The sequence below is a fragment of the Neobacillus notoginsengisoli genome (assembly GCF_003515685.1).
GTDB lineage: Bacteria > Bacillota > Bacilli > Bacillales > Cytobacillaceae > Bacillus_D > Bacillus_D notoginsengisoli.
On sequence record NZ_QWEG01000004.1, the window covers coordinates 99,873 to 118,904 of the forward strand.

General features: G+C 44.1%; 14 protein-coding genes. All 14 read left to right on the forward strand.

The window, feature by feature from the left end; genetic code table 11:
- Positions 1-14 precede the first annotated feature (14 nt).
- The 14 genes from D1B31_RS07135 to D1B31_RS07205 all read left to right on the forward strand — a co-directional run bounded on the left by D1B31_RS07135 (position 15) and on the right by D1B31_RS07205 (position 19,021).
- Entirely contained in the window at positions 15-455 is a 441-nt protein-coding gene (locus tag D1B31_RS07135; RefSeq protein WP_118920075.1) for a threonine/serine exporter family protein, read from the forward strand.
- Positions 456-608: 153 nt separating this feature from the next.
- Entirely contained in the window at positions 609-1,325 is a 717-nt protein-coding gene (locus D1B31_RS07140; RefSeq protein ID WP_118920076.1) for an MBL fold metallo-hydrolase, read from the forward strand.
- Positions 1,326-1,329: 4 nt separating this feature from the next.
- Positions 1,330-1,902: a TetR/AcrR family transcriptional regulator gene (locus tag D1B31_RS07145; RefSeq protein ID WP_118920077.1), complete on the forward strand. Its 573-nt coding sequence runs from the start codon at positions 1,330-1,332 to the stop codon at positions 1,900-1,902.
- A gap of 271 nt (positions 1,903-2,173) precedes the next feature.
- Positions 2,174-3,244: a YflT domain-containing protein gene (locus tag D1B31_RS07150; protein WP_118920078.1), complete on the forward strand. Its 1,071-nt coding sequence runs from the start codon at positions 2,174-2,176 to the stop codon at positions 3,242-3,244.
- A gap of 559 nt (positions 3,245-3,803) precedes the next feature.
- Positions 3,804-5,546 carry an ABC transporter ATP-binding protein gene (locus D1B31_RS07160; RefSeq protein ID WP_118920080.1) on the forward strand — a complete coding sequence of 581 codons (1,743 nt, stop codon included), beginning with the start codon at positions 3,804-3,806 and terminating at the stop codon, positions 5,544-5,546.
- Positions 5,527-7,341, forward strand: a complete 1,815-nt coding sequence (locus tag D1B31_RS07165; RefSeq protein WP_118920081.1) for an ABC transporter ATP-binding protein — start codon at positions 5,527-5,529, stop codon at positions 7,339-7,341. The genes D1B31_RS07160 and D1B31_RS07165 overlap by 20 nt, the downstream gene beginning before the upstream one ends.
- A gap of 225 nt (positions 7,342-7,566) precedes the next feature.
- A complete protein-coding gene (locus D1B31_RS07170) occupies positions 7,567-9,027 on the forward strand; it encodes an alanine/glycine:cation symporter family protein (RefSeq protein ID WP_118920082.1) in 1,461 nt (486 codons plus the stop codon).
- Positions 9,028-9,204: 177 nt separating this feature from the next.
- On the forward strand, positions 9,205-10,503 hold the full coding sequence (locus D1B31_RS07175) for an ATP-binding protein (protein WP_118920083.1): 1,299 nt from the start codon (positions 9,205-9,207) through the stop codon (positions 10,501-10,503).
- Between the two features lie 233 nt (positions 10,504-10,736).
- Complete coding sequence (locus tag D1B31_RS07180; protein WP_118920084.1) at positions 10,737-11,975, forward strand: two-component system sensor histidine kinase NtrB; 1,239 nt, start codon at positions 10,737-10,739, stop codon at positions 11,973-11,975.
- 166 nt (positions 11,976-12,141) lie between these two features.
- Complete coding sequence (locus D1B31_RS07185) at positions 12,142-13,332, forward strand: HD-GYP domain-containing protein (protein WP_118920085.1); 1,191 nt, start codon at positions 12,142-12,144, stop codon at positions 13,330-13,332.
- A 158-nt stretch (positions 13,333-13,490) separates the two neighbouring features.
- Positions 13,491-14,675 carry a hypothetical protein gene (locus tag D1B31_RS07190; protein WP_118920086.1) on the forward strand — a complete coding sequence of 395 codons (1,185 nt, stop codon included), beginning with the start codon at positions 13,491-13,493 and terminating at the stop codon, positions 14,673-14,675.
- Between the two features lie 509 nt (positions 14,676-15,184).
- Complete coding sequence (locus tag D1B31_RS07195; protein WP_118920087.1) at positions 15,185-16,267, forward strand: hypothetical protein; 1,083 nt, start codon at positions 15,185-15,187, stop codon at positions 16,265-16,267.
- Positions 16,254-18,458, forward strand: coding sequence for a molybdopterin oxidoreductase family protein (locus tag D1B31_RS07200; protein WP_118920088.1), 2,205 nt, complete (start codon positions 16,254-16,256; stop codon positions 18,456-18,458). The genes D1B31_RS07195 and D1B31_RS07200 overlap by 14 nt, the downstream gene beginning before the upstream one ends.
- Positions 18,458-19,021 carry a 4Fe-4S dicluster domain-containing protein gene (locus D1B31_RS07205; RefSeq protein WP_118920089.1) on the forward strand — a complete coding sequence of 188 codons (564 nt, stop codon included), beginning with the start codon at positions 18,458-18,460 and terminating at the stop codon, positions 19,019-19,021. Before D1B31_RS07200 ends, D1B31_RS07205 begins: the two co-directional genes overlap by 1 nt.
- Positions 19,022-19,032 lie beyond the last annotated feature (11 nt).

The window sequence follows — 19,032 nt, forward strand, 5'->3', positions numbered from 1 at the left end:
GGAGTTGTCGGCTTATGGCCGTCATTGAGCAACTCATACTGAGTTTTATTGCGACAGCTGCATTTGGAATCCTTTTTAATGCTCCCCGAAGCATGCTGATTAAATGCGGTTTTGTCGGGATGTTCGGCTGGACGATTTATTATTTAATTGAACGGGACACATCGAATGGGGTTGGCGCAACGCTTGTCGCGGCGTTTGTTGTCGGCATCATCAGCCATATGCTGGCAAAGTCGTCGCGGACGCCGGTAATCGTGTTTAGTGTATCCGGGATGATTCCCCTCGTCCCTGGTGGAATGGCCTATAATGCGATGAGGCATTTTGTCGAAATTGATTATTCCACGGCTATGAGCCTAGCTGGAAGAGCGTCTCTCATGTCCGGAGCCATTGCGATGGGGCTTGTCTTTTCGGAGGCGTTGAACCATATCCATCGGAGTATCAGGACAATTAGGAAATAATAGCGTTGTCATTTCCGGAAAAGGAATTCAACTTTAATTGGAAAAAAAGCATTTAATAAAAATTTCGCTACTTATGCGGAATTTTTTTACTGGCTTAAACTAATGCCATTAGTTATTATTAAACTAATACCATTAGTCAAAGGGGGAATTAGGATGAAATTAACAAAAGAAGGGCAGCTTTACCAACTCGCTTTTATGCCTTCCGTTTTTCCGATTAATTGCTACTTTGTAGAAGAGGAAGAGACCTTGACGCTGATTGATGCAGCTTTGCCTTATAGCGCGAAGGGAATTATCAGCTCGGCGAAAAAGATTGGGAAGCCAATCGGAAAAATTATATTGACCCATGCCCATGAGGATCATGTCGGAGCGCTTGATGCTCTGAAGTCAGCTTTAGGAGAAATACCCGTTTACATCTCCAAACGCGACGCGAGGTTAATGGAAAATGATAGAAGCCTAGATGCAGAAGAACCTCAAACACCAATTAAAGGCGGCGTCCCGAAAAAACTGATCACAAGGGCGGACGGATTTCTTTCTGATGGGGAAAGAATCGAATCCCTGGTTGCTGTCAGCGTGCCTGGCCACACCCCAGGGTCGATGGCGTTTTTTGATACAAGAACGGAAATGCTAATTGCCGGTGATGCTTTTCAGACGAGGGGAGGCATAGCAGTTGCGGGAGATATGAAGCCTTTGTTTCCATTCCCTTCCTTTGGTACGTGGAGCCGGGAGCTCGCCTTGGAAAGTGCGCGAAAGCTTGCGGGATTGAAACCTAAACTGCTTGCCTGCGGTCATGGTGTAATGCTGAAGGAGCCGCTGGCTGTTATGGAACAGGCAATCCTTCATTTGGAAAACAAAATAGTCAAAGGGGCTTAAAAGAATGTCACCAAGAAGAAAAGTTGCAGTCGACAAGGAAAAAATCATCCTGGCGGCAGTTGAACTTGCAGACGGAAGAGGGTTTGAGGAGGTAACGCTGGCCAATTTGGCAAAGGCGCTTTCCATTAAGCCCCCTTCCCTTTATAACCATATCGATGGTTTGCCTGGAGTAAAAAAAGAGCTGGCCATTTACGGAATAAATGAACTATACAATGCCCTGGAACGGGCAATCGAAACTCAACGGGAACATGAACCAATCCTGGCGCTGAGTTTTGCCTATGCGGACTTTGCCGGGAGGCGGCCGGGAATTTATGAAGCAACCTTTAACGCGCCTGACCCGGCTGACCGCGATGTCCAGGCAGCAGGCAGTAAAATAGTCAGTCTTGTATTAGATAGCATCAGCAGTTATTCGCTTGGAGAAAAAGAAGCGCTGCATGCAGTCCGCGGATTGCGAAGCATGATTCATGGTTTCTGTTCGCTTGAACAAAAAGGTGGCTTTGGTCTGAACCTGGATGTCAACGAAAGCCTTGCTTTTATGGTCGCTACCTTTTTGGATGGATTGACAAGCAAGAAATAGGAGAGAGTCGCTCATCATATTATTTCTGGCAGGTCCTAAAAGGGGGATACCCATTTAATATATTTTTATTTTTTGCCACCCAGATAAACAAAAATCAACTCGTGTAAGAAAACCTCGTCAATGGTAAATCCTAATGGATAGAAGAGCGCTGATTCTGTCGAAACCCGCGCCAGGCAAGCATTTGAAATAAATTTGTAATTTATTGGAGGGTTAATGGACAGGCCTGGCGGGTAATAAATCCTTGTATCAACCTTTAAAGGAGGAAGATCAAATGGATAAGAGAATTGTTGGAGTTTATGATAACGGTGATGAAGCGGTACGAGCAATTGAAGATTTGAAAGCTCAAGGTTATGACAGGGATGCGATATCTGTAGTTGCCAGAGACAGAGACGACATTGATGAGATACACGAAGAAACAGATACGAAAGCAGAGGAAGGCTTGGCGACAGGCGCGGCAACGGGCGGTGTTCTTGGCGGCCTGGCTGGATTTTTGGCAGGGGTGGGCGCATTGGCAATCCCTGGCGTAGGACCAATCCTCGCAGCGGGCCCGATTGCGGCGACATTGACCGGTGCCGCGGTTGGAGCAGGTGCCGGCGGTTTGGCAGGCGCGCTGATTGGCATGGGCATCCCGGAGGACGAAGCGAACCGTTACGAAAGTGATGTCAAAGCAGGTAAAATCCTCGTCCTCGTAGATGAAGATGAGAACAGGCTGGGCACTGGCAGAACGGGTGCTGTCACTGAAAATTCGAATGAATGGTCAGGAAGCACGACGATGGATGACCCAACCATGAGGACAGGGAACGACTTCGGAACTGGAACCGTTGACGCCAACCGCGACACACTTGGCGGGAACCTAAATAATGACCTGGACAGAGACCGAAACAGGGATTTCACAAACAGGACTACAGATGAAACGAGCGGCATGATGTCTGGAGGAGCCTCGATGGGCAGTGCGAATTTAAGTGATATGTCCGACTATCCAACAGGATCCGATGACAACTTATACCGCAACGACCCATCAGCTATTAACCAGAATACAGCCGGAGCTGCTTTTGGTACGGATGAAGATACGATTAAAGGCGGTGCCGGTGGAAATTCCACTCTTGGAACGGATAATGATCCGTCGCTTGGAACAGGTACTGGAGCATATAACCCAGGATTGGGCTCGGATCCGAATTTATCAAATACTCCGAATGCCAAACCTGAATCAAGCTTTGGAGATTCAATGATTAGCAATGACCCGTTCAGAGGGACGGATGATACGTTGAGGGAAACGAATAAAAATCGTGACAGCTTTGATGACCGTTTCGATGGCGAAGGCCGGGACAACTCGAAGCGCTAATGGGCTAAACAATAGAAAAAGGCAGGGAAATGGAGACATTTCCCTGCCTTTTTACGTGCGGTATAGTTCTGATATTCATGTTGGCGGAAAACCGTATTTTCCGCGGGCATCTGCCCTATTTCAAGTAACTTGCAGCATGTTGCAAGGTAATAGTTTAAATAAATTATGGATTGTTTTTTGCAAAACAACAATCCTTTGCCGCGGTTCAATATTCCACCTGGTTGTTTGGTACCTAAACGATGTAAGCCCTACCTCTCCTACATCCTTGCGGCTCCGAAGCCGCGCCAGTGTGAATAAGTCCTTCTATTAAAACAAAAGCAGAATGCCAGTTTTTATTACATTGCAATCTGCGCGATTTCAAGCTACTCGAGCGCACAATATTTAACTATACTTTAGAAAAACGATTTTGTCAACAGCAAAGTTAACATCCATAATTGTTGCATATTCTTTTAAAAATGGGTAAAAAAGCAGTATGATTAAGTTGTAAGAATGTTTAGATTTCCGAAGGATTGATGGAATTTTACGATCGATTGCCGGAATCGTTAGGCAGGTGGCCACCGTGTCCAAGATATTTTCATTTTTAAAACCATACCGGCTGCATATGGCCGTTGCGTTGATCCTCATGCTCGTTGAGCTCGTTGTCGAACTTTGGCAGCCGCTTCTTATGGCAAAGATCATAGATGAAGGGGTTTTGAAAAAGGACCTCAATCTTGTGATTTACTGGGGAGGCGTTATGCTTGGAGTTTCTGCCCTGGCATTCGCTGCGGGGATTATCAATTCATTCTATGCAGGACATGCAAGCCAAAGCTTTGGCTTTGATATCCGCAAGGCACTTTTTGAAAAGGTCCAATCCTTTTCTTTTTCAAATTTCGACCGTTTTTCAACGTCTTCGCTTGTCACGAGGATGACAAATGATGTGACCATGATTCAAAACACTGTGTTTATGAGCTTGAGAATCATGCTTCGGGCGCCGCTGTTGATTGTCGGGGGCCTTATCATGGCCATCCTTGTCGATGTGAAGCTGGGCCTTATTTTGGCCGGCGTTACGCCACTCCTTGTCCTTTTTCTCGCCTGGGTCAGAACGAGGGCAAGGGGGCTGTTCCTTTCCATGCAAAAAAATCTCGATCGGGTGAACTCGGTCCTCCGGGAAAATCTAATCGCCATGAGGCTGATTAAAGCCTTTTTGCGCGGAAAGCACGAAATAGGGCGGTTTACTGATTCGAATGAACGCCTCAAGAAGAAAACCGTTTCCGCTTTTAGGTTAATCGAGTATACGACGCCAGTCCTGATGCTCGCCATGAACGCTGGAATTCTCGCTGTGCTCTGGTTTGGTAATATTGAGGTCGCAAATGGGGATATCAAGGTTGGTGAAGTGGTGGCGATTATTAACTATGGCACCCGAATTACGTCGGCTCTGTCGATTGTCTCTATGATTATCATGATTTTCTCACGTGCGCGTGCTTCGAGCCAGAGGATCGCCGAAGTGTTTGATACGGATATAGATTTGCTGGATGCACCCGCGGCATTGAAAGAGGAAACCGTTCCTTTTGGCAAAATTGAATTTAGAAATGTATTTTTTCAGTATCCAGGAACCAAAAGACCGATACTGGAAAATGTCTCGTTTACGGTCAAGCCGGGTGAAACGCTGGCCATTCTTGGCGCAACAGGTTCGGGAAAGACGACCCTGTTCCAGCTCATTCCTAGGCTCTATGATGTCACACGGGGGGAAATCCTGCTTGATGGGACAAATATCCGTGACATGAAACTCGATAAACTCAGAAGGCAAATCGGCTATGTCCCTCAGGATGTCTTGCTATTTACTGGGACAGTGGCCGAAAATATCTCCTGGGGGAAGGAGGATGCTTCCAAAAAGGAAATCATTGAGGCAGCCAAGAATGCTCAAATCCACGACTCAATCGAAAAGTTTCCTAAAGGCTATGAATCGAAAATCGGTCAGAAGGGTGTCAACTTATCTGGCGGACAGAAACAGCGGATTTCGATTGCGAGGGCACTTGTCCGAAAACCAAAAATCCTTCTGCTGGATGACAGCACAAGTGCGCTCGATATGAAAACGGAAACAAACCTCTTGAAGGATTTGTATCAATACAATTGCACAACCTTAATTATCACCCAAAAAATCACGACAGCGATAAGTGCGGATTCAATCCTTCTTTTGGAAGAAGGGAAAATCAAGGCTGCCGGAAGCCATTCCGCCCTTCTCCGCACAGAGCCGCTTTATAGAAGAATATACGAAACACAGCTGGAAGAAGGGAACCAAAGCTATGCTGAAGGGTTTAACTAGGCCATTTGTGTATACAAGACCAGCGCTGCAGGCAAAAGGAAAGGCAATGGCAAAGAAGAAGGAGAAAGCGAAAAATTGGGCTGCTACAATCAAAAAGCTTTGGGAGTATCTTTCGGTTAAAAAGGGCGGAATCACACTGGTCCTGTTCCTTGTTGTGCTGAGCACCGCTCTCTCTTTGCTAGGCCCTGTGCTGATTGGGAAAACCGTCGACAACTATATTGTTGCGAAAAAGACCGACGGCTTGCCGCTCTTGCTCGCGGGAATTCTTGGGGTTTATATCCTTTACTCCGTTTCCAACTTCCTCCAGGGCTATATCATGATTGGGATTGCGCAGACGACGGTGGCAAGGCTTAGGGCGGATTTGTTCAGCCACCTTCATCGGCTGCCGATTTCCTTTTTTGACAAAAGGCAATCGGGGGAATTGATGAGCCGTGTTACAAATGATATTGAAAACGTCAGTACGACACTGAACAGCTCGGTCATCCAGATTTTTTCGAGTTTACTTATGCTCGTCGGGACCATTTCCGTGATGGTCTGGCTGAGTCCTCTGCTGACGGCGATCTCGCTCATTATCGTCCCTCTCATGTTCCTTGGCATGAAATGGATCACGAACCGGACTGGTGTCTTGTTTAAGGAACAGCAGCGCAATCTTGGCGAGCTGAACGGCTTTATCGAAGAAACAATCTCCGGACAGCGGATTGTTAAGACATTCTCCCAGGAGCAAAAGGTAATCGATGAATTCATGCACAAAAATAGCCGGCTTCGGGAGTCAGGCTTTTGGGCGCAGACTTTTTCCGGCTTTATCCCGAAGCTAATGAACGTCCTTAACAATGTCAGTTTTACGATCATTGCCGCGATTGGCGGTATTTTTGCTCTCAAAGGAATGATTACCATAGGGGTCATCATTGTCTTTGCTGAGTATTCTCGCCAGTTTACACGACCGCTGAATGATCTCGCCAACCAGTTTAACACCTTGTTGTCGGCTGTTGCGGGAGCGGAGCGTGTTTTTGAAATTCTGGATGAAGATGCTGAGTCCATCGATGAATCTGCCGCTATTGAACTGGAAGAAGTCCAAGGCGAGGTTGAATTCAGGAACGTGTCGTTTTCCTATGAAAAGGAAGGGAGCACAATCAGGAATGTCTCTTTCACCGCCGATCCGGGGCAGATGGTCGCGCTCGTCGGTCCGACCGGGGCGGGGAAATCAACAATAATCAATCTGCTATCACGCTTCTATGACCCTGATAGCGGGATGATTCTGATTGATGGGTATGATACATCCACTGTCAAAAGAAAAAGCTTGCGGAGCCATATGGGGTTTGTTCTTCAGGACTCTTTCCTGTTCGAGGGACCGATTTTGGAAAATATCCGCTATGGCAGGCTTGACGCGTCAGATGAAGAAGTAATCGAAGCTGCCAAGGCGGCAAATGCCCATTCCTTTATCGAGAAGATGCCTGATGGATATAGGACAGTCCTGAAACAGGACGGAAGCGGCATTTCCCAGGGGCAAAAACAGCTTCTTTCCATTGCCAGGGCCATTCTTGCCAACCCGGCGATCCTGATTCTCGATGAGGCGACAAGCTCGATTGATACAATTACGGAATTAAAAATCCAGGAAGCGCTTAGCAGGCTGATGGAAGGGAGAACAAGCTTTGTAATCGCCCACCGCCTGAATACAATCCGCAATGCTGAAAAAATTCTGGTGCTAAAAGACGGAGAAATTACTGAACAAGGAAGCCATGATTTTCTCCTCCGCAAAAAAGGATTTTATTATGAGTTGAATAATAATAAAAGGTGAACTGCCGGTTTCTTGGACCGGCAGTTTTTTCTGTTTATAGGCCAATAGTATATAAAACTATGTGAATTAATACTCATATATAGGGCGAAAGTTAGAAGAAATCTGTATCTTTATACGTATTTCAGAAAAATATTTTAAATAGTGTGACAAAAATGGTTGTTTAAGGGAAGTTATTATTTTATAATTCAAAATGTAGTGAAAATTAAAAACACAAGGGGGATGTGTGTGGAAAAATTTGTTGATTTACTAAATGGGTGGCTATGGAGTACACCGATGATCGTATTTTGCCTTGGGGTGGGGCTATACTTTTCATTGCGTACTCGCTTTCTTCAGGTTAGGCACATCAAGGATATGGTTATGCTCATGTTCCAAGGAAAGAGCTCCGATGCCGGCGTTTCTTCCTTCCAGGCTTTGTCACTTGCTCTTTCAGGACGAGTAGGTACCGGAAACATTGCAGGTACCGCTACAGCTATTTTTTACGGAGGCCCAGGGGCTGTGTTCTGGATGTGGGCGATTGCCTTTATCGGGGCGGGAACCGCATTCGTCGAATCGACACTTGCCCAGATTTACAAAGTAAAACAGGATGGAGAATACCGTGGCGGCCCGGCTTATTATATTGAAAAGGGCATGGGTGTAAAATGGTATGGAATTTTATTTGCTATTTCAGCATTGATCGCAATGAGCTTCCTCATGCCGGGAATCCAGGCCAATTCGATTGCGGTAGGAATTGAAAACGCCTTCAATGTGAGCCGGGCGGTAACTGGACTGGTCATTGTCGCCATTCTGGCAGCAATTATTTTCGGAGGCGTTAAGCGGATTTCGACCGTCGCTTCCTACGTTGTTCCGTTTATGGCTTTAGGCTATATCCTTGTTTCTCTTTATATCGTAGCAGTGAACTTTTCTGAGGTGCCTGCTGTATTCTCATTGATTTTCAGAAGCGCATTCGGTGCGGATGCAGCATTTGGCGCATTGCTCGGCCTTGCAATCCAGTGGGGCGTCAAGCGCGGGATTTATTCAAACGAAGCCGGCCAGGGAACTGGTGCGCACGCGGCTGGGGCAGCTGAAGTCTCCCATCCGGCAAAACAGGGGCTTGTCCAGGCATTCTCTGTTTATATCGATACGTTGTTCGTCTGTTCGGCAACCGCATTCATGATTCTTTTTACAGGCATGTACAACACAGTCGCACCGGGTGAGAAGAGCTTCATTACCCATAATCTTCCGGATGTTGAGGCAGGTCCAGGCTTTACCCAGGCTGCTGTTGATACGGCACTTCCTGGTTTCGGTGCAGGATTTGTTGCGATTGCGCTTTTCTTCTTCGCGTTTACAACGATCATGGCCTACTACTATATCGCTGAGACAAATATTGCCTACCTGACAAGGAATGTAAGCAGTAAATGGCCGATGTTCATTCTGAAGCTTGTCTTAATCGGTTCTACATTCTACGGGGCAATCAGGACGGCCAATTTAGCCTGGGCGCTCGGTGATGTCGGGCTTGGCATCATGGTCTGGCTCAACCTGATAGCAGTTGTGATTTTGGCAAAACCTGCCTTGGTCGCTTTGAAAGATTATGAGGCGCAGAAAAAGCTGGGGCTCGACCCTGTATTCAATTCCAAAAAGCTTGGCATTAAAAATGCCGAGTATTGGGAAGAAGAATACAAGATCCCAGAAGAAGAAAAAGTATCTTAATAGAAAAGACAGGACGGAACGCATCGGCGTTCCGTTTTTTGCTGTGTTTTTGTCGTAATTTAGGGGATTTCCATAGTAATTGTCGTACGAAAAAAGGCTGTAAAGGGAGGGAATAGAGGGAGTTTTGTCGTAAACTAGACATACAAAGAAGTCAAAGTAGAAATTGGGTGTATGACAATGATTGAGGAAAAACTTCTTCTTCAAGTGTTAATAATATTGGCTCCAGTTCTCCTCTACAGCCTTTTGCCCGAAAACAAACGGTGGCAAGAGAACGGCCTGATTTTCGGACTCCTGCTGAGCGGGGCGGCATTTTTAAGTATAGTGTTTTCCTATCAGTTTGAAGGTTTTTACTGGGATTTGAGGTATGTTCCATTTGTGCTGGCAATCCTTTATGGCGGGCCAGGGGCAGGCTTGATAGTTTTTCTGGTTATCCTGGCAACACGTACGATTATGGGCGGGGAGGCAGTCGTTTACAGTTATTTTACAAGTCTTGCGACTGTGGCCTTTACCTTGTTATGGTATGGTAAGTTCTGGACTTATTCATCTTCAAAAAGGATTAGGCTTGCAATTCTGGTTAGCGGCTGGTCGATCTTTTTTTCTTTTATGATGTTTGTCGTATTCCGTTCTATGGCTGATAAGCCGCTGGACAGGGATTTGTTCCTATCACCAGGCATATGGATGTTCGGCGTAATCAGTATCATTGGCATTGGTTTTGCTGCCAGGCTTATTGAGGAAATACTAGAGCGGGATAAGATGCGGAATGATATCATCCGTGCGGAGAAACTGAATACAATGGGCGAGCTTGCTGCTTCCTTTGCTCATGAAGTGCGGAATCCGCTGACCGTCGTTAAAGGGTTCATGCAGCTGATGCACCAACAGGAAACAGGTAAAAACCATGAATATTTGACTCTCGCCTTAAGTGAGGTGGGCCGTGCGGAAATGATTTTGAGCGACTATCTTAATTTCGCAAAACCGCAATTCAACAAAATAGAGGAATGCAGCTTTCACGAGGTGCTAACGGAAATAGTGGCCCTATTGGGACCGCTCGCCGCAAAGGGAGGGGTCTCGCTAAAAACCCAGATGGAAAAAGAAAAAATGTGCATTTCCACCGACAGAAACCAGCTTAAACAAGCCCTTGTCAATCTCGTCAAAAACGCCATAGAGGCCACAGATGAAGGCGGCGTTGTCACGATTTCACTTCGCCATCACGATATCCATGCTGTTATTGAAATCCAGGATAATGGCCGGGGTATGTCAGAAGAACAGTTATCCCGGATTGGCACCCTTTTCTATACGACGAAAGAGAAGGGGACCGGTCTTGGCACCTGCGTCTCCCTCCGCATCCTGAATGAAATGAAAGGCAGCATTCATTATAGCAGTGAGGCGGGTAAAGGAACGATCGTAACCGTCCAGCTCCCTCAGTTCAAAACAAGCTGCTGCAAACAGACACAAGCAATCCTCAATATTGCAAAATAAGAAACAAGCGAGAAGGCTTCCATGACAGGTGGAAGCCTTTTAATTTTTAGAATCTCTTCCAGTCGCTTTTTTAGCCGGTTTTTACGTAACAAGATCAATTATTCATCGTCTAATATGTGAAAAGAGGAAAATTATGTCGAATTTTGTGGGAAATTCATAAATAATGGGCAATATGGATGGAAAAGGTGGTAAAATAGGGGGGATTAAAAGGAACCGTAAGGAGAATAGGACCTATGAATGGTGTTCTACAAAATAAAAAAATGGAACAAGAAGAGCTCAAAGCATTAAAGTTTTGTATTTGGCTTTTTTATATCTCTTTTATTGGTGTAGATTTGTTGTTTTATGTATTTTTTCCAAATCTTCTTGGCATATATGGTAGTGGTGCGCCATTTAGAGGGATAGGATTTTGGTACTATATTATCGGACTAACCTTACTGCCAATTAGTATATTTATGTATAAGAGAAAAAAGATATATTTTATAAAATACTTTTACTTTATAGGATTTAATGTACTTGATCTAATCAATAATATTTTGATTTATAAAGATAAAAATATAATTTTTCAATCAGGAAATTTTTCTGAGGTGGTATTTTTTCTCTTTACACCGATTTTTATTAGCAAAAGATATTTCTGGACCGTTACAATTGGAATTCTAATTAAATATTTAGTGACAGGGATAGTCCTCCACACAAATGAAACCATCGCTCCAATGACTTTGTTAACAGTAATTTCAGCTATCACATATATTCTTTTAATTCGATTTAAGTCTTATTTGAATTCTCTATCAGTAGTTTACGAAGAGATGAACCAAAAAGAAAAATTAATTGGCATTGGGCAAATGGCAACGGGGATTGCTCATGAGATTCGTAATCCTTTAACTTCTCTAAAAGGATTCGTCCAGCTTCAGCAGGAGTTAAAACATGAGGAAAAAGACTTTTTCCCGATTATGAAGCAGGAAATCGACCGGATTAATTCAATTGTTGACGACCTGATGATTTTGGGGAAACCCAGTGTTGTATCTTCCTTTGATAAGGTAAATATAAAGGATATAGTCGACTACGGCTTGTCCATTGCTGAACAGTTTGCAAGAGGAACAGAAATAAAATTTATTAAAGAATATGACAATAGAAATCCTGAATATATACGGGGGGATGAAAAACAGCTTAAACAGGTTGTAATCAACTTAGTTAAGAACTCTATAGAGTCAATGCCCGATAAAGGAACAGTCAAGGTTTCTATTAAAATAGAAGGCCAAGACAAGGTAGTATTATCTATCGCTGATGAAGGAAACGGCATATCTGAAGACAATCTCCAAAAGCTATTTGAACCATTTTTTACAACAAAAAAAGACGGTACTGGATTAGGGCTAATGGTTTCAAATCAAATTATTAAGGAACATAAAGGGCTAATTCAAGTCGATAGCAAATTAGGAAAAGGGACAAAAGTAGATATAATCTTCCCTAAAATATAAAAAAGTCTAGTTTTCGAGCAATTTTTCTACGATTATACACAATTATCTCATTGTCCCTATGTATTGCTAAAGTAAATTGTTTTATAATGAACTGTAGAATTGACTTCTGGCAAAGGAACCAATTTTTGCATGTTTCTTGCCAGTGTCTAGTCAGCGAGGTATATAAATGCAAAAACCAATTTATCAAAGCTTAATGAATGAGGAACAAAGGACCTTAAAATGGTTTATTATCCTTTTTTACGTAATTTCTATATCGTTTGATTTCTTTTATGGTTACATTATGCCGACATATATGGCTGGCTATAAAGAAGATAATTCTCCACCTGATTTATTAGGTTCTTGGATGTATGTTTTCATGTTTTTACTAATCCCTATTTCAATTTATTTAAGCAAAAAAAGTAAATTGTACACTATTAAATATATTTACTTTATATCATACACTTTATTTTCACTGATAAGGGATATTACTGCTTTCCTTGGTCACGAAGAGAATTATAGAAGTGGCAATCCAGTAGAGATTTTTTTCTTACTAATGACTCCAATTTTTGTTAATTCTCGTTTTTTTTTAGTAGTGCTTTTAGGACTTATAATTAAATATCTAGTTGCAGGAATAATAATAAAAACTACAAACGTAATTCTTGCAATAGTGATGATTGCAGCCCTTTCAATTTTTGCCTATATATTATTAAATCGTTTTCAATCCTACGTAAATGCAGTGAAGACCTCATATGATCAGCAACTAATTGGTATAGTTAAAGGGGTTATTTCAACTCTTGAACTCAAAGACCCATATACAAGAGGCCATAGCGAACGGGTGGCGGCCTATGCTTTAATATTGGCTAAGGAGATTGGAAAATTTAATAAAGAAGAATTAAAAATGTTTAATTATGCATGTCTTCTTCATGATATTGGCAAAGTTCATATCCCAGATAACATTTTAATGAAGCCAACCTCTCTTACAAAAGAAGAATATGAAATTATTAAGTCACATACAGAAGTTGGAGAACGGGCGGTAGAAAATGTTGATGGATTACAGGGGAGTATATCTGTTATCCGCTCCCACCATGAACGATGGGATGGTAAAGGTTATCCCGATCAACTTCAAGGAAAAGATATCCCGTATTTGGCCAGGATTACTGCTGTTGCAGATGCATTTGATGCAATGACCAGTTCGCGTTCTTATAGGGATGCACTACCACCTGAAGAGGCTTATAAAAGAATAATTGAAGGCAAAGGGACCCAGTTTGATCCTGATTTAGTGGAAGTCTTTAAAGAAGTTTATCCTTCATGGGAAAAGGTTCATAAAGAGTGGGATAACAATCCAGTTAACAAGTTTTCAAACATTCATATAGTTTAATGAAAAGGAGGTGAAAATATGAAAATCCGTAAGCTTAACAAAGTGAAAGCTACTGCTTTTCCTTGCTGGTGGTGCTGGTTTGCTTAATAAGTGAGTCAAAGGGGTGCATGCTGTTAAACCATGCATCCCTTTGCTATTTTTAAAAGTTAGGTGAAAACATGACAATCAATAAAACTTCAAAGATAGTATTAGTACCAATTGAGTACCATAAGGATAGAACAAACTACATAGTTAAAGACAAAACTTCAGGGGAATTTTATGAAATGCCGGAAATGGCAATAAGGGCAATTAAGTTGCTGATGGAGGGTCACTCCTTAAATGAGGTGGAAAGACGGCTTAAAACGGCGTACCCGGAAAAAGAGGTAGATATAGTTGATTTTGCCCATCAGCTAATTGAATTAAATCTCGTAAGCGAAATAGATGGAGTGAAAGTCTCTGCTAAGGAATATAAAACAGAAACCAAGGGCTTTATGTGGATTCCAGTTGGAATAGGTAAATTGGCATTTAATAAAGTAAGTTATATTATTTATTCAATATTATTTGTTTTTAACATATTTCTTTTTATAAGAAACCCATCTCTTTTTCCAAGTTATAAAGACTACTTTGTATTTGATTGGATGTCGTTGAATGTCCTTTTATGGATAGCGGTAGGAATGATTCTACTTTTAATTCATGAATCAGGCCATATTTTAGCTATGCGATCCTATAACTTACCGACTCGGCTGAGCATTGGCCATAGGCTGATGTTTCTTGCCCTCGAAACGGATATGGAAGGAACTTGGGGGCTGTCGCCTGCGCAGAGGAATGTACTTTATTTAGGCGGACTATGTTTAGACTTAGTAATATTAACGTTTGCATTGACTGTCCAAGCTTATTATCTTGAAGGACCAATGTTGTTACTGGCAATAATGAAAATCATAGTAATTGATATTTTTATACGATTTGTTTTTCAGTGCGGCGTTTTTATGAAAACGGATTTGTATTTTGTATTAGAAAATATTACTGGAAGCTATAACTTAATGGAAAATGCACATCATTTGATAAAAAGTTGGTTTAAAAGGACTACTAGAAAAGTTGGCGAGGTTTCGTATGAACATGAGAAAAAAACCATCGCTTTCTATAGTATTATATACTTCCTTGGGGTGTTTTTAACAATTTCCATTTTTGTTTTATTTTCAATTCCCCAGATTTTTATTACTTTCAGCCATTCCATTGAAAGGTTGGGTAGCCCGCTGTTTTCGAAGGAGTTTTTAGATGGTGCTATTGTTTTACTTCAAACAATGACGGGCCTATCTCTTCTCCTCTACTCCTGGAACAAAAAATATCGCCTAGGTAAAGATTAATATTTATTGAAGCTATCTGGTTTTGAACTGGATGGCTTTTTGATTATTTAATTCGGGCAAGTCCCCATGTTGGGACAGAGATTCAGAGAATTAAGCGTTCACTGTTCTAAGTTGTCCCATGTTGGGACAGAAATTCAAAAAATCACGCGTTAATTGTCCCAAGCTGACCTTTGTTCGGACAGAGCTTCAAAGAATATCGTGTTCTTTTTCCCAAGAACCACCAAGTTCGAACAGAACCCCACAAAAAAACCGCGTTCCTTGCCCGAAGATATTTCCGAGTTCAGATCGAGATTCAGCAAATCGCATTTTCAATGTCCGAACCCGAGCCTCATAAACAACAGCACCCCCTGCTTCCAATCCCACCTTTGTGTCAAAACTATGTCAAAACCTCAAGAACTCAGGGGATTTCCCCCGGAGGATGGGGGAATACCCTGATGCAAGCAAACAGCCTTTATTTCCTACAATAAGAGTAACGAATTGAACAGTACATTTTTTTAGGAGGAACTCTTATGCAGGCAAATCTTGAAACTGTAAAAAAACCCGGCCGGTCTGTCAATGATGCTTTTGCATCCCATTTTGCCAAATCGATGTTTTTGGCGGTGAGCGGGCTTGTCATCCTATCTTTCATTGGAACGAGGATGTTCACACACGTTGATTTAAATCTCTATGGCTATATGGTTGGAACGATTGTTTTCCTCGGCGGATTTTTCTACCGGTTCATTGCCTGGGGAGAGAGGCCTCCGACAAAAATCTTTATCAAAAAAGGCATCAAGCTTCTGTTTAGGAGATCAACTCCTAAAACAGCTACCGAACAGCTGGTGACCTATCGGTTCATATGGAACCGAGGCCTGTACCGCTGGACACAGCATATTATGATGGGCTGGGGCTGCGTCCTTGCCCTCCTGGTTACGTTCCCACTTGTCTTTGGCTGGATGTATTTCACAATGGCTGACAATGGCATGTATACAATTGTGCTAATGGGCATGAACATCATGACCGTTCCAGCTGACGGTTTTATCGCATTTATGTCCTATAACGCTTTAAATATTTCTGCGCTCATGGTCATCACGGGCGTTTCAATGGCACTGTACCGCCGCCTGAAGAATATGCAGGCTCGCGCGGAGCAAACGTTCATGTACGACTTCCTGCCGCTCTACCTGTTGCTGTTTGTATCAATTACAGGCCTTGCGCTGACATTCATTAATATCGCGCTGCACGGCTTCGGCCACCAGGCAATGTCGCTAATCCATCAGTACTCTGTTATTGTCACACTGATTTACATGCCGTTTGGAAAGCTTGCACATATCCCGTTCCGGCCGCTGAGCGTTTTCGCAAGAAATTACCGTGAACACTATGCCGAGCAGGCGACAAAGGAATGTAAAGTTTGCGGAACAGGCTTCGTATCTGTCGAGCAATCGAATGATGTGATCGATGTACTCGGAACGAACGAGATAGAATTCGCAGCCAAGGAAGGCTTCCATCTTGCAGAGCTTTGCCTTCCGTGCCGCCGGAAATACCGGATCGCACAGTTCTCCGGAATTGCGACCCATCAAGTGAAAGTCAAGGAGGCCCACCAGAATGCAAAAGGCTGAGTACAGAAATGAACGAGATAAATTTTTCAAGGAAGTTGAAAACCTCACCCATCCGAACGAAACACTCGTGAAAACACACTGCAGCTATTGCGCGATGCAGTGCGGGATGAATTTGAGGGTGAATACAGTTACGAATAAAATCATCGGCGTTGAGCCTCGCTACGACTGGCCTGTGACGGTTGGCAAAATGTGCCCGAAAGGCGTGACTGCTTACCAGCAGGTCAACCATCCGGACAGGATTCTAAAGCCATTAATCCGTGATGATGCTTCCTTAAAAGGAACGAAAGACGGTTTCCGTGAAGCAACCTGGGAAGAGGCTTACGACCTGATTGTGAAGAATTTCAAAAAACTCCAAGCTGAATACGGCAAGGACAGTGTGTCTGTATACGGTGGTGTGTCCATGACAAATGAGAAGTGCTATCTGACAGGGAAATTCGCCCGTGTCGGCCTTCAGACTAGATATATCGATTACAACGGCCGTTTCTGTATGTCGAGCGCGGCTGGCGGACTGAACCGTTCTTTAGGAATCGACCGCGGTTCAACCGTTCCGTGGACGGATGTCCATGAAACAGACTGCTTATTTCTTGCAGGCAGCAACACAGCAGAATGCCATCCGACTATGATGTTCCGCGTCTGGAACGTTCAGGAACGCGGCGGTTATCTCATCATTGCCGACCCGCGTGAAACACCGATTGCCAGAAGAGCTGATGTCCACCTTGACCTGAAGCCGGGCACAGACCTGGCGCTTGCGAACGGGATCGTCAACCTTCTCATCGAAAGCGGCTATGCCGACGAAGAATTCGTAAACAACCATACAAATGGTTTTGCAGAATTAAAGGAACTTGTAAAAGAATTTACGCCTGAATATACAAGTGAAATCACAGGGGTTGCACCGGAAAAAATCATCCGTGCCGCCGAGCTGTTTGGCAGGGCGCCGAATGCGATTGTTATGTTCGCCCGCGGGATTGAGCAGCAGCAAAAAGGCGTTGATAACGTTTCTGCCTATGTGAATATGTCTTTGATTACCGGCAAAATCGGCCGCCCGAAATCCGGCGTCGCAACGATTACCGGTCAGGGGAACGGACAGGGCGGACGCGAGCATGGCCAAAAGGCTGATGCGCTACCAGGCTACCGAAAGCTTGCCAATCCTGAACACGTGAAGGAAGTTGCAGAAGTTTGGGGAATCAAACCGGAAGAAATGCCTCTTCCTGGCGTTTCCGCTTACGAAATGTTCAACCTGATGGAACAAAAAACAATCCGCGCGCTCTACTTGCTTTGTTCAAACCCGGCCGTTTCCGCGCCGAATTTGAACTATGTACGAGAGCAAATGAAGAACTTGGATTTTATGGTCTGTGTCGATTTCTATCTGTCCGAATCAGCTGAATTCGCTGATGTCATCCTGCCGACAACCACTTGGGCGGAGGACGAAGGAACAACGACAAACGTGGAAGGCCGGATTATTAAAATCAACCGCGCCCAAGCTCCACTTGGAGAGTCAAAGCCAGATTGGCAGATTCAAATTGAAATTGCTGAGCGGATGGGAAGAGGCGAGTATTTCTCCCACCTGAAAACACCGCTCGATATTTTCAATGAACTCCGCCGCGCTTCAAAAGGCGGAATTGCGGATTACTACGGAGTAACATGGGAAAAGATAGAGAAACAGGATGGCGTATTCTGGCCGTGCAAGAGCGAGGACGACCATGGGACCCCACATCTTTTCCTTGATAAAAAGTTTTACCACCCGGATGGAAAGGCAAAGCTGTTTGCCCTTCCATATACACCGCCTGCCGAGGAGCCTGATAAGGAATTCCCGCTCCGTTTGACAACTGGCCGTGTTGTGTACCATTACTTATCAGGCAATCAAACTAGAAGAATTCCATTTTTGCACGATATGTGCCCTGACCCGTTTGTCGAGGTTCATCCAGAAACAGCAGCGAAATACGGAATAGAGCATGAGGAGAGAGTCCTCCTGTATACCCGGCGCGGTGAAGCGGTCTATCAGGTAAAGATTACAGAAGCAATCCGGAAAGATACAGTATTTGTCCCGTATTCTTGGGGACATGAAAAATCTATCAACCTATTGACAATCCCGGCGCTTGACCCGATCAGCAGGATGCCGGAATTCAAGGCCTGCGCCGCGGAGATAAAAAAGGTGCCTGCCGAAAAACATGACTTAAAGAAGGTGCAATGATGAATAAGAGGCTGTATATAGAACTTGAAAACTGTATAGGATGCCGCTCATGCCTTGCTGCCTGCACACAGTGCGGCGGGCATGAAGAGCGGAACCGGAACTACGTTTACGACGTAAACCCGCTTGTTGACCGGCAGACCATGCCTCTTATGTGCCTTCACTGTGTGAATCCGGCATGTGCAAGGAGCTGCCCGGCCCAGGCCATCCAAATCCACGAAACAGGTGCGGTCCTTTCCGCTCTAGTTGAAAAGTGCATCGGCTGCCAAAACTGTACAATTGCCTGCCCGTACGGCATTCCGAAGTTTGATACCGAGCAGAATCTGATGTATAAGTGCGACTTGTGTATCGATCGCTCCAAAGATGGAATTCCGCCAATGTGCGCGAGCGTCTGCCCTACGAACACGCTGCAGTGGCTGACGGATGAGGAAATTGACGCGAAGAGAGAACAGTTTAATCTTGATAACGGTGGAAAATGGGTGACTAGCCTGCCGTACCTTGAAGGGGAAACAAATGTAAAAGTGAACCTGCCAGGCATCCTGCAGGGCGTCACGAAATTGTTTTAGGAGGGATTGCC

Excerpts from the sequence above, each read along its gene's own strand:
- D1B31_RS07200 (WP_118920088.1), top strand. The coding sequence starts at position 16,254 with ATGCAAAAGGCTGAGTACAGAAATGAACGAGATAAATTTTTCAAGGAA.
- D1B31_RS07140 (WP_118920076.1), top strand. The coding sequence starts at position 609 with ATGAAATTAACAAAAGAAGGGCAGCTTTACCAACTCGCTTTTATGCCT.
- D1B31_RS07195 (WP_118920087.1), top strand. The coding sequence starts at position 15,185 with ATGCAGGCAAATCTTGAAACTGTAAAAAAACCCGGCCGGTCTGTCAAT.
- D1B31_RS07205 (WP_118920089.1), top strand. The coding sequence starts at position 18,458 with ATGAATAAGAGGCTGTATATAGAACTTGAAAACTGTATAGGATGCCGC.
- D1B31_RS07145 (WP_118920077.1), top strand. The coding sequence starts at position 1,330 with ATGTCACCAAGAAGAAAAGTTGCAGTCGACAAGGAAAAAATCATCCTG.
- D1B31_RS07135 (WP_118920075.1), top strand. The coding sequence starts at position 15 with ATGGCCGTCATTGAGCAACTCATACTGAGTTTTATTGCGACAGCTGCA.
- D1B31_RS07190 (WP_118920086.1), top strand. The coding sequence starts at position 13,491 with ATGACAATCAATAAAACTTCAAAGATAGTATTAGTACCAATTGAGTAC.
- D1B31_RS07185 (WP_118920085.1), top strand. The coding sequence starts at position 12,142 with ATGCAAAAACCAATTTATCAAAGCTTAATGAATGAGGAACAAAGGACC.
- D1B31_RS07180 (WP_118920084.1), top strand. The coding sequence starts at position 10,737 with ATGAATGGTGTTCTACAAAATAAAAAAATGGAACAAGAAGAGCTCAAA.
- D1B31_RS07175 (WP_118920083.1), top strand. The coding sequence starts at position 9,205 with ATGATTGAGGAAAAACTTCTTCTTCAAGTGTTAATAATATTGGCTCCA.
- D1B31_RS07165 (WP_118920081.1), top strand. The coding sequence starts at position 5,527 with ATGCTGAAGGGTTTAACTAGGCCATTTGTGTATACAAGACCAGCGCTG.
- D1B31_RS07150 (WP_118920078.1), top strand. The coding sequence starts at position 2,174 with ATGGATAAGAGAATTGTTGGAGTTTATGATAACGGTGATGAAGCGGTA.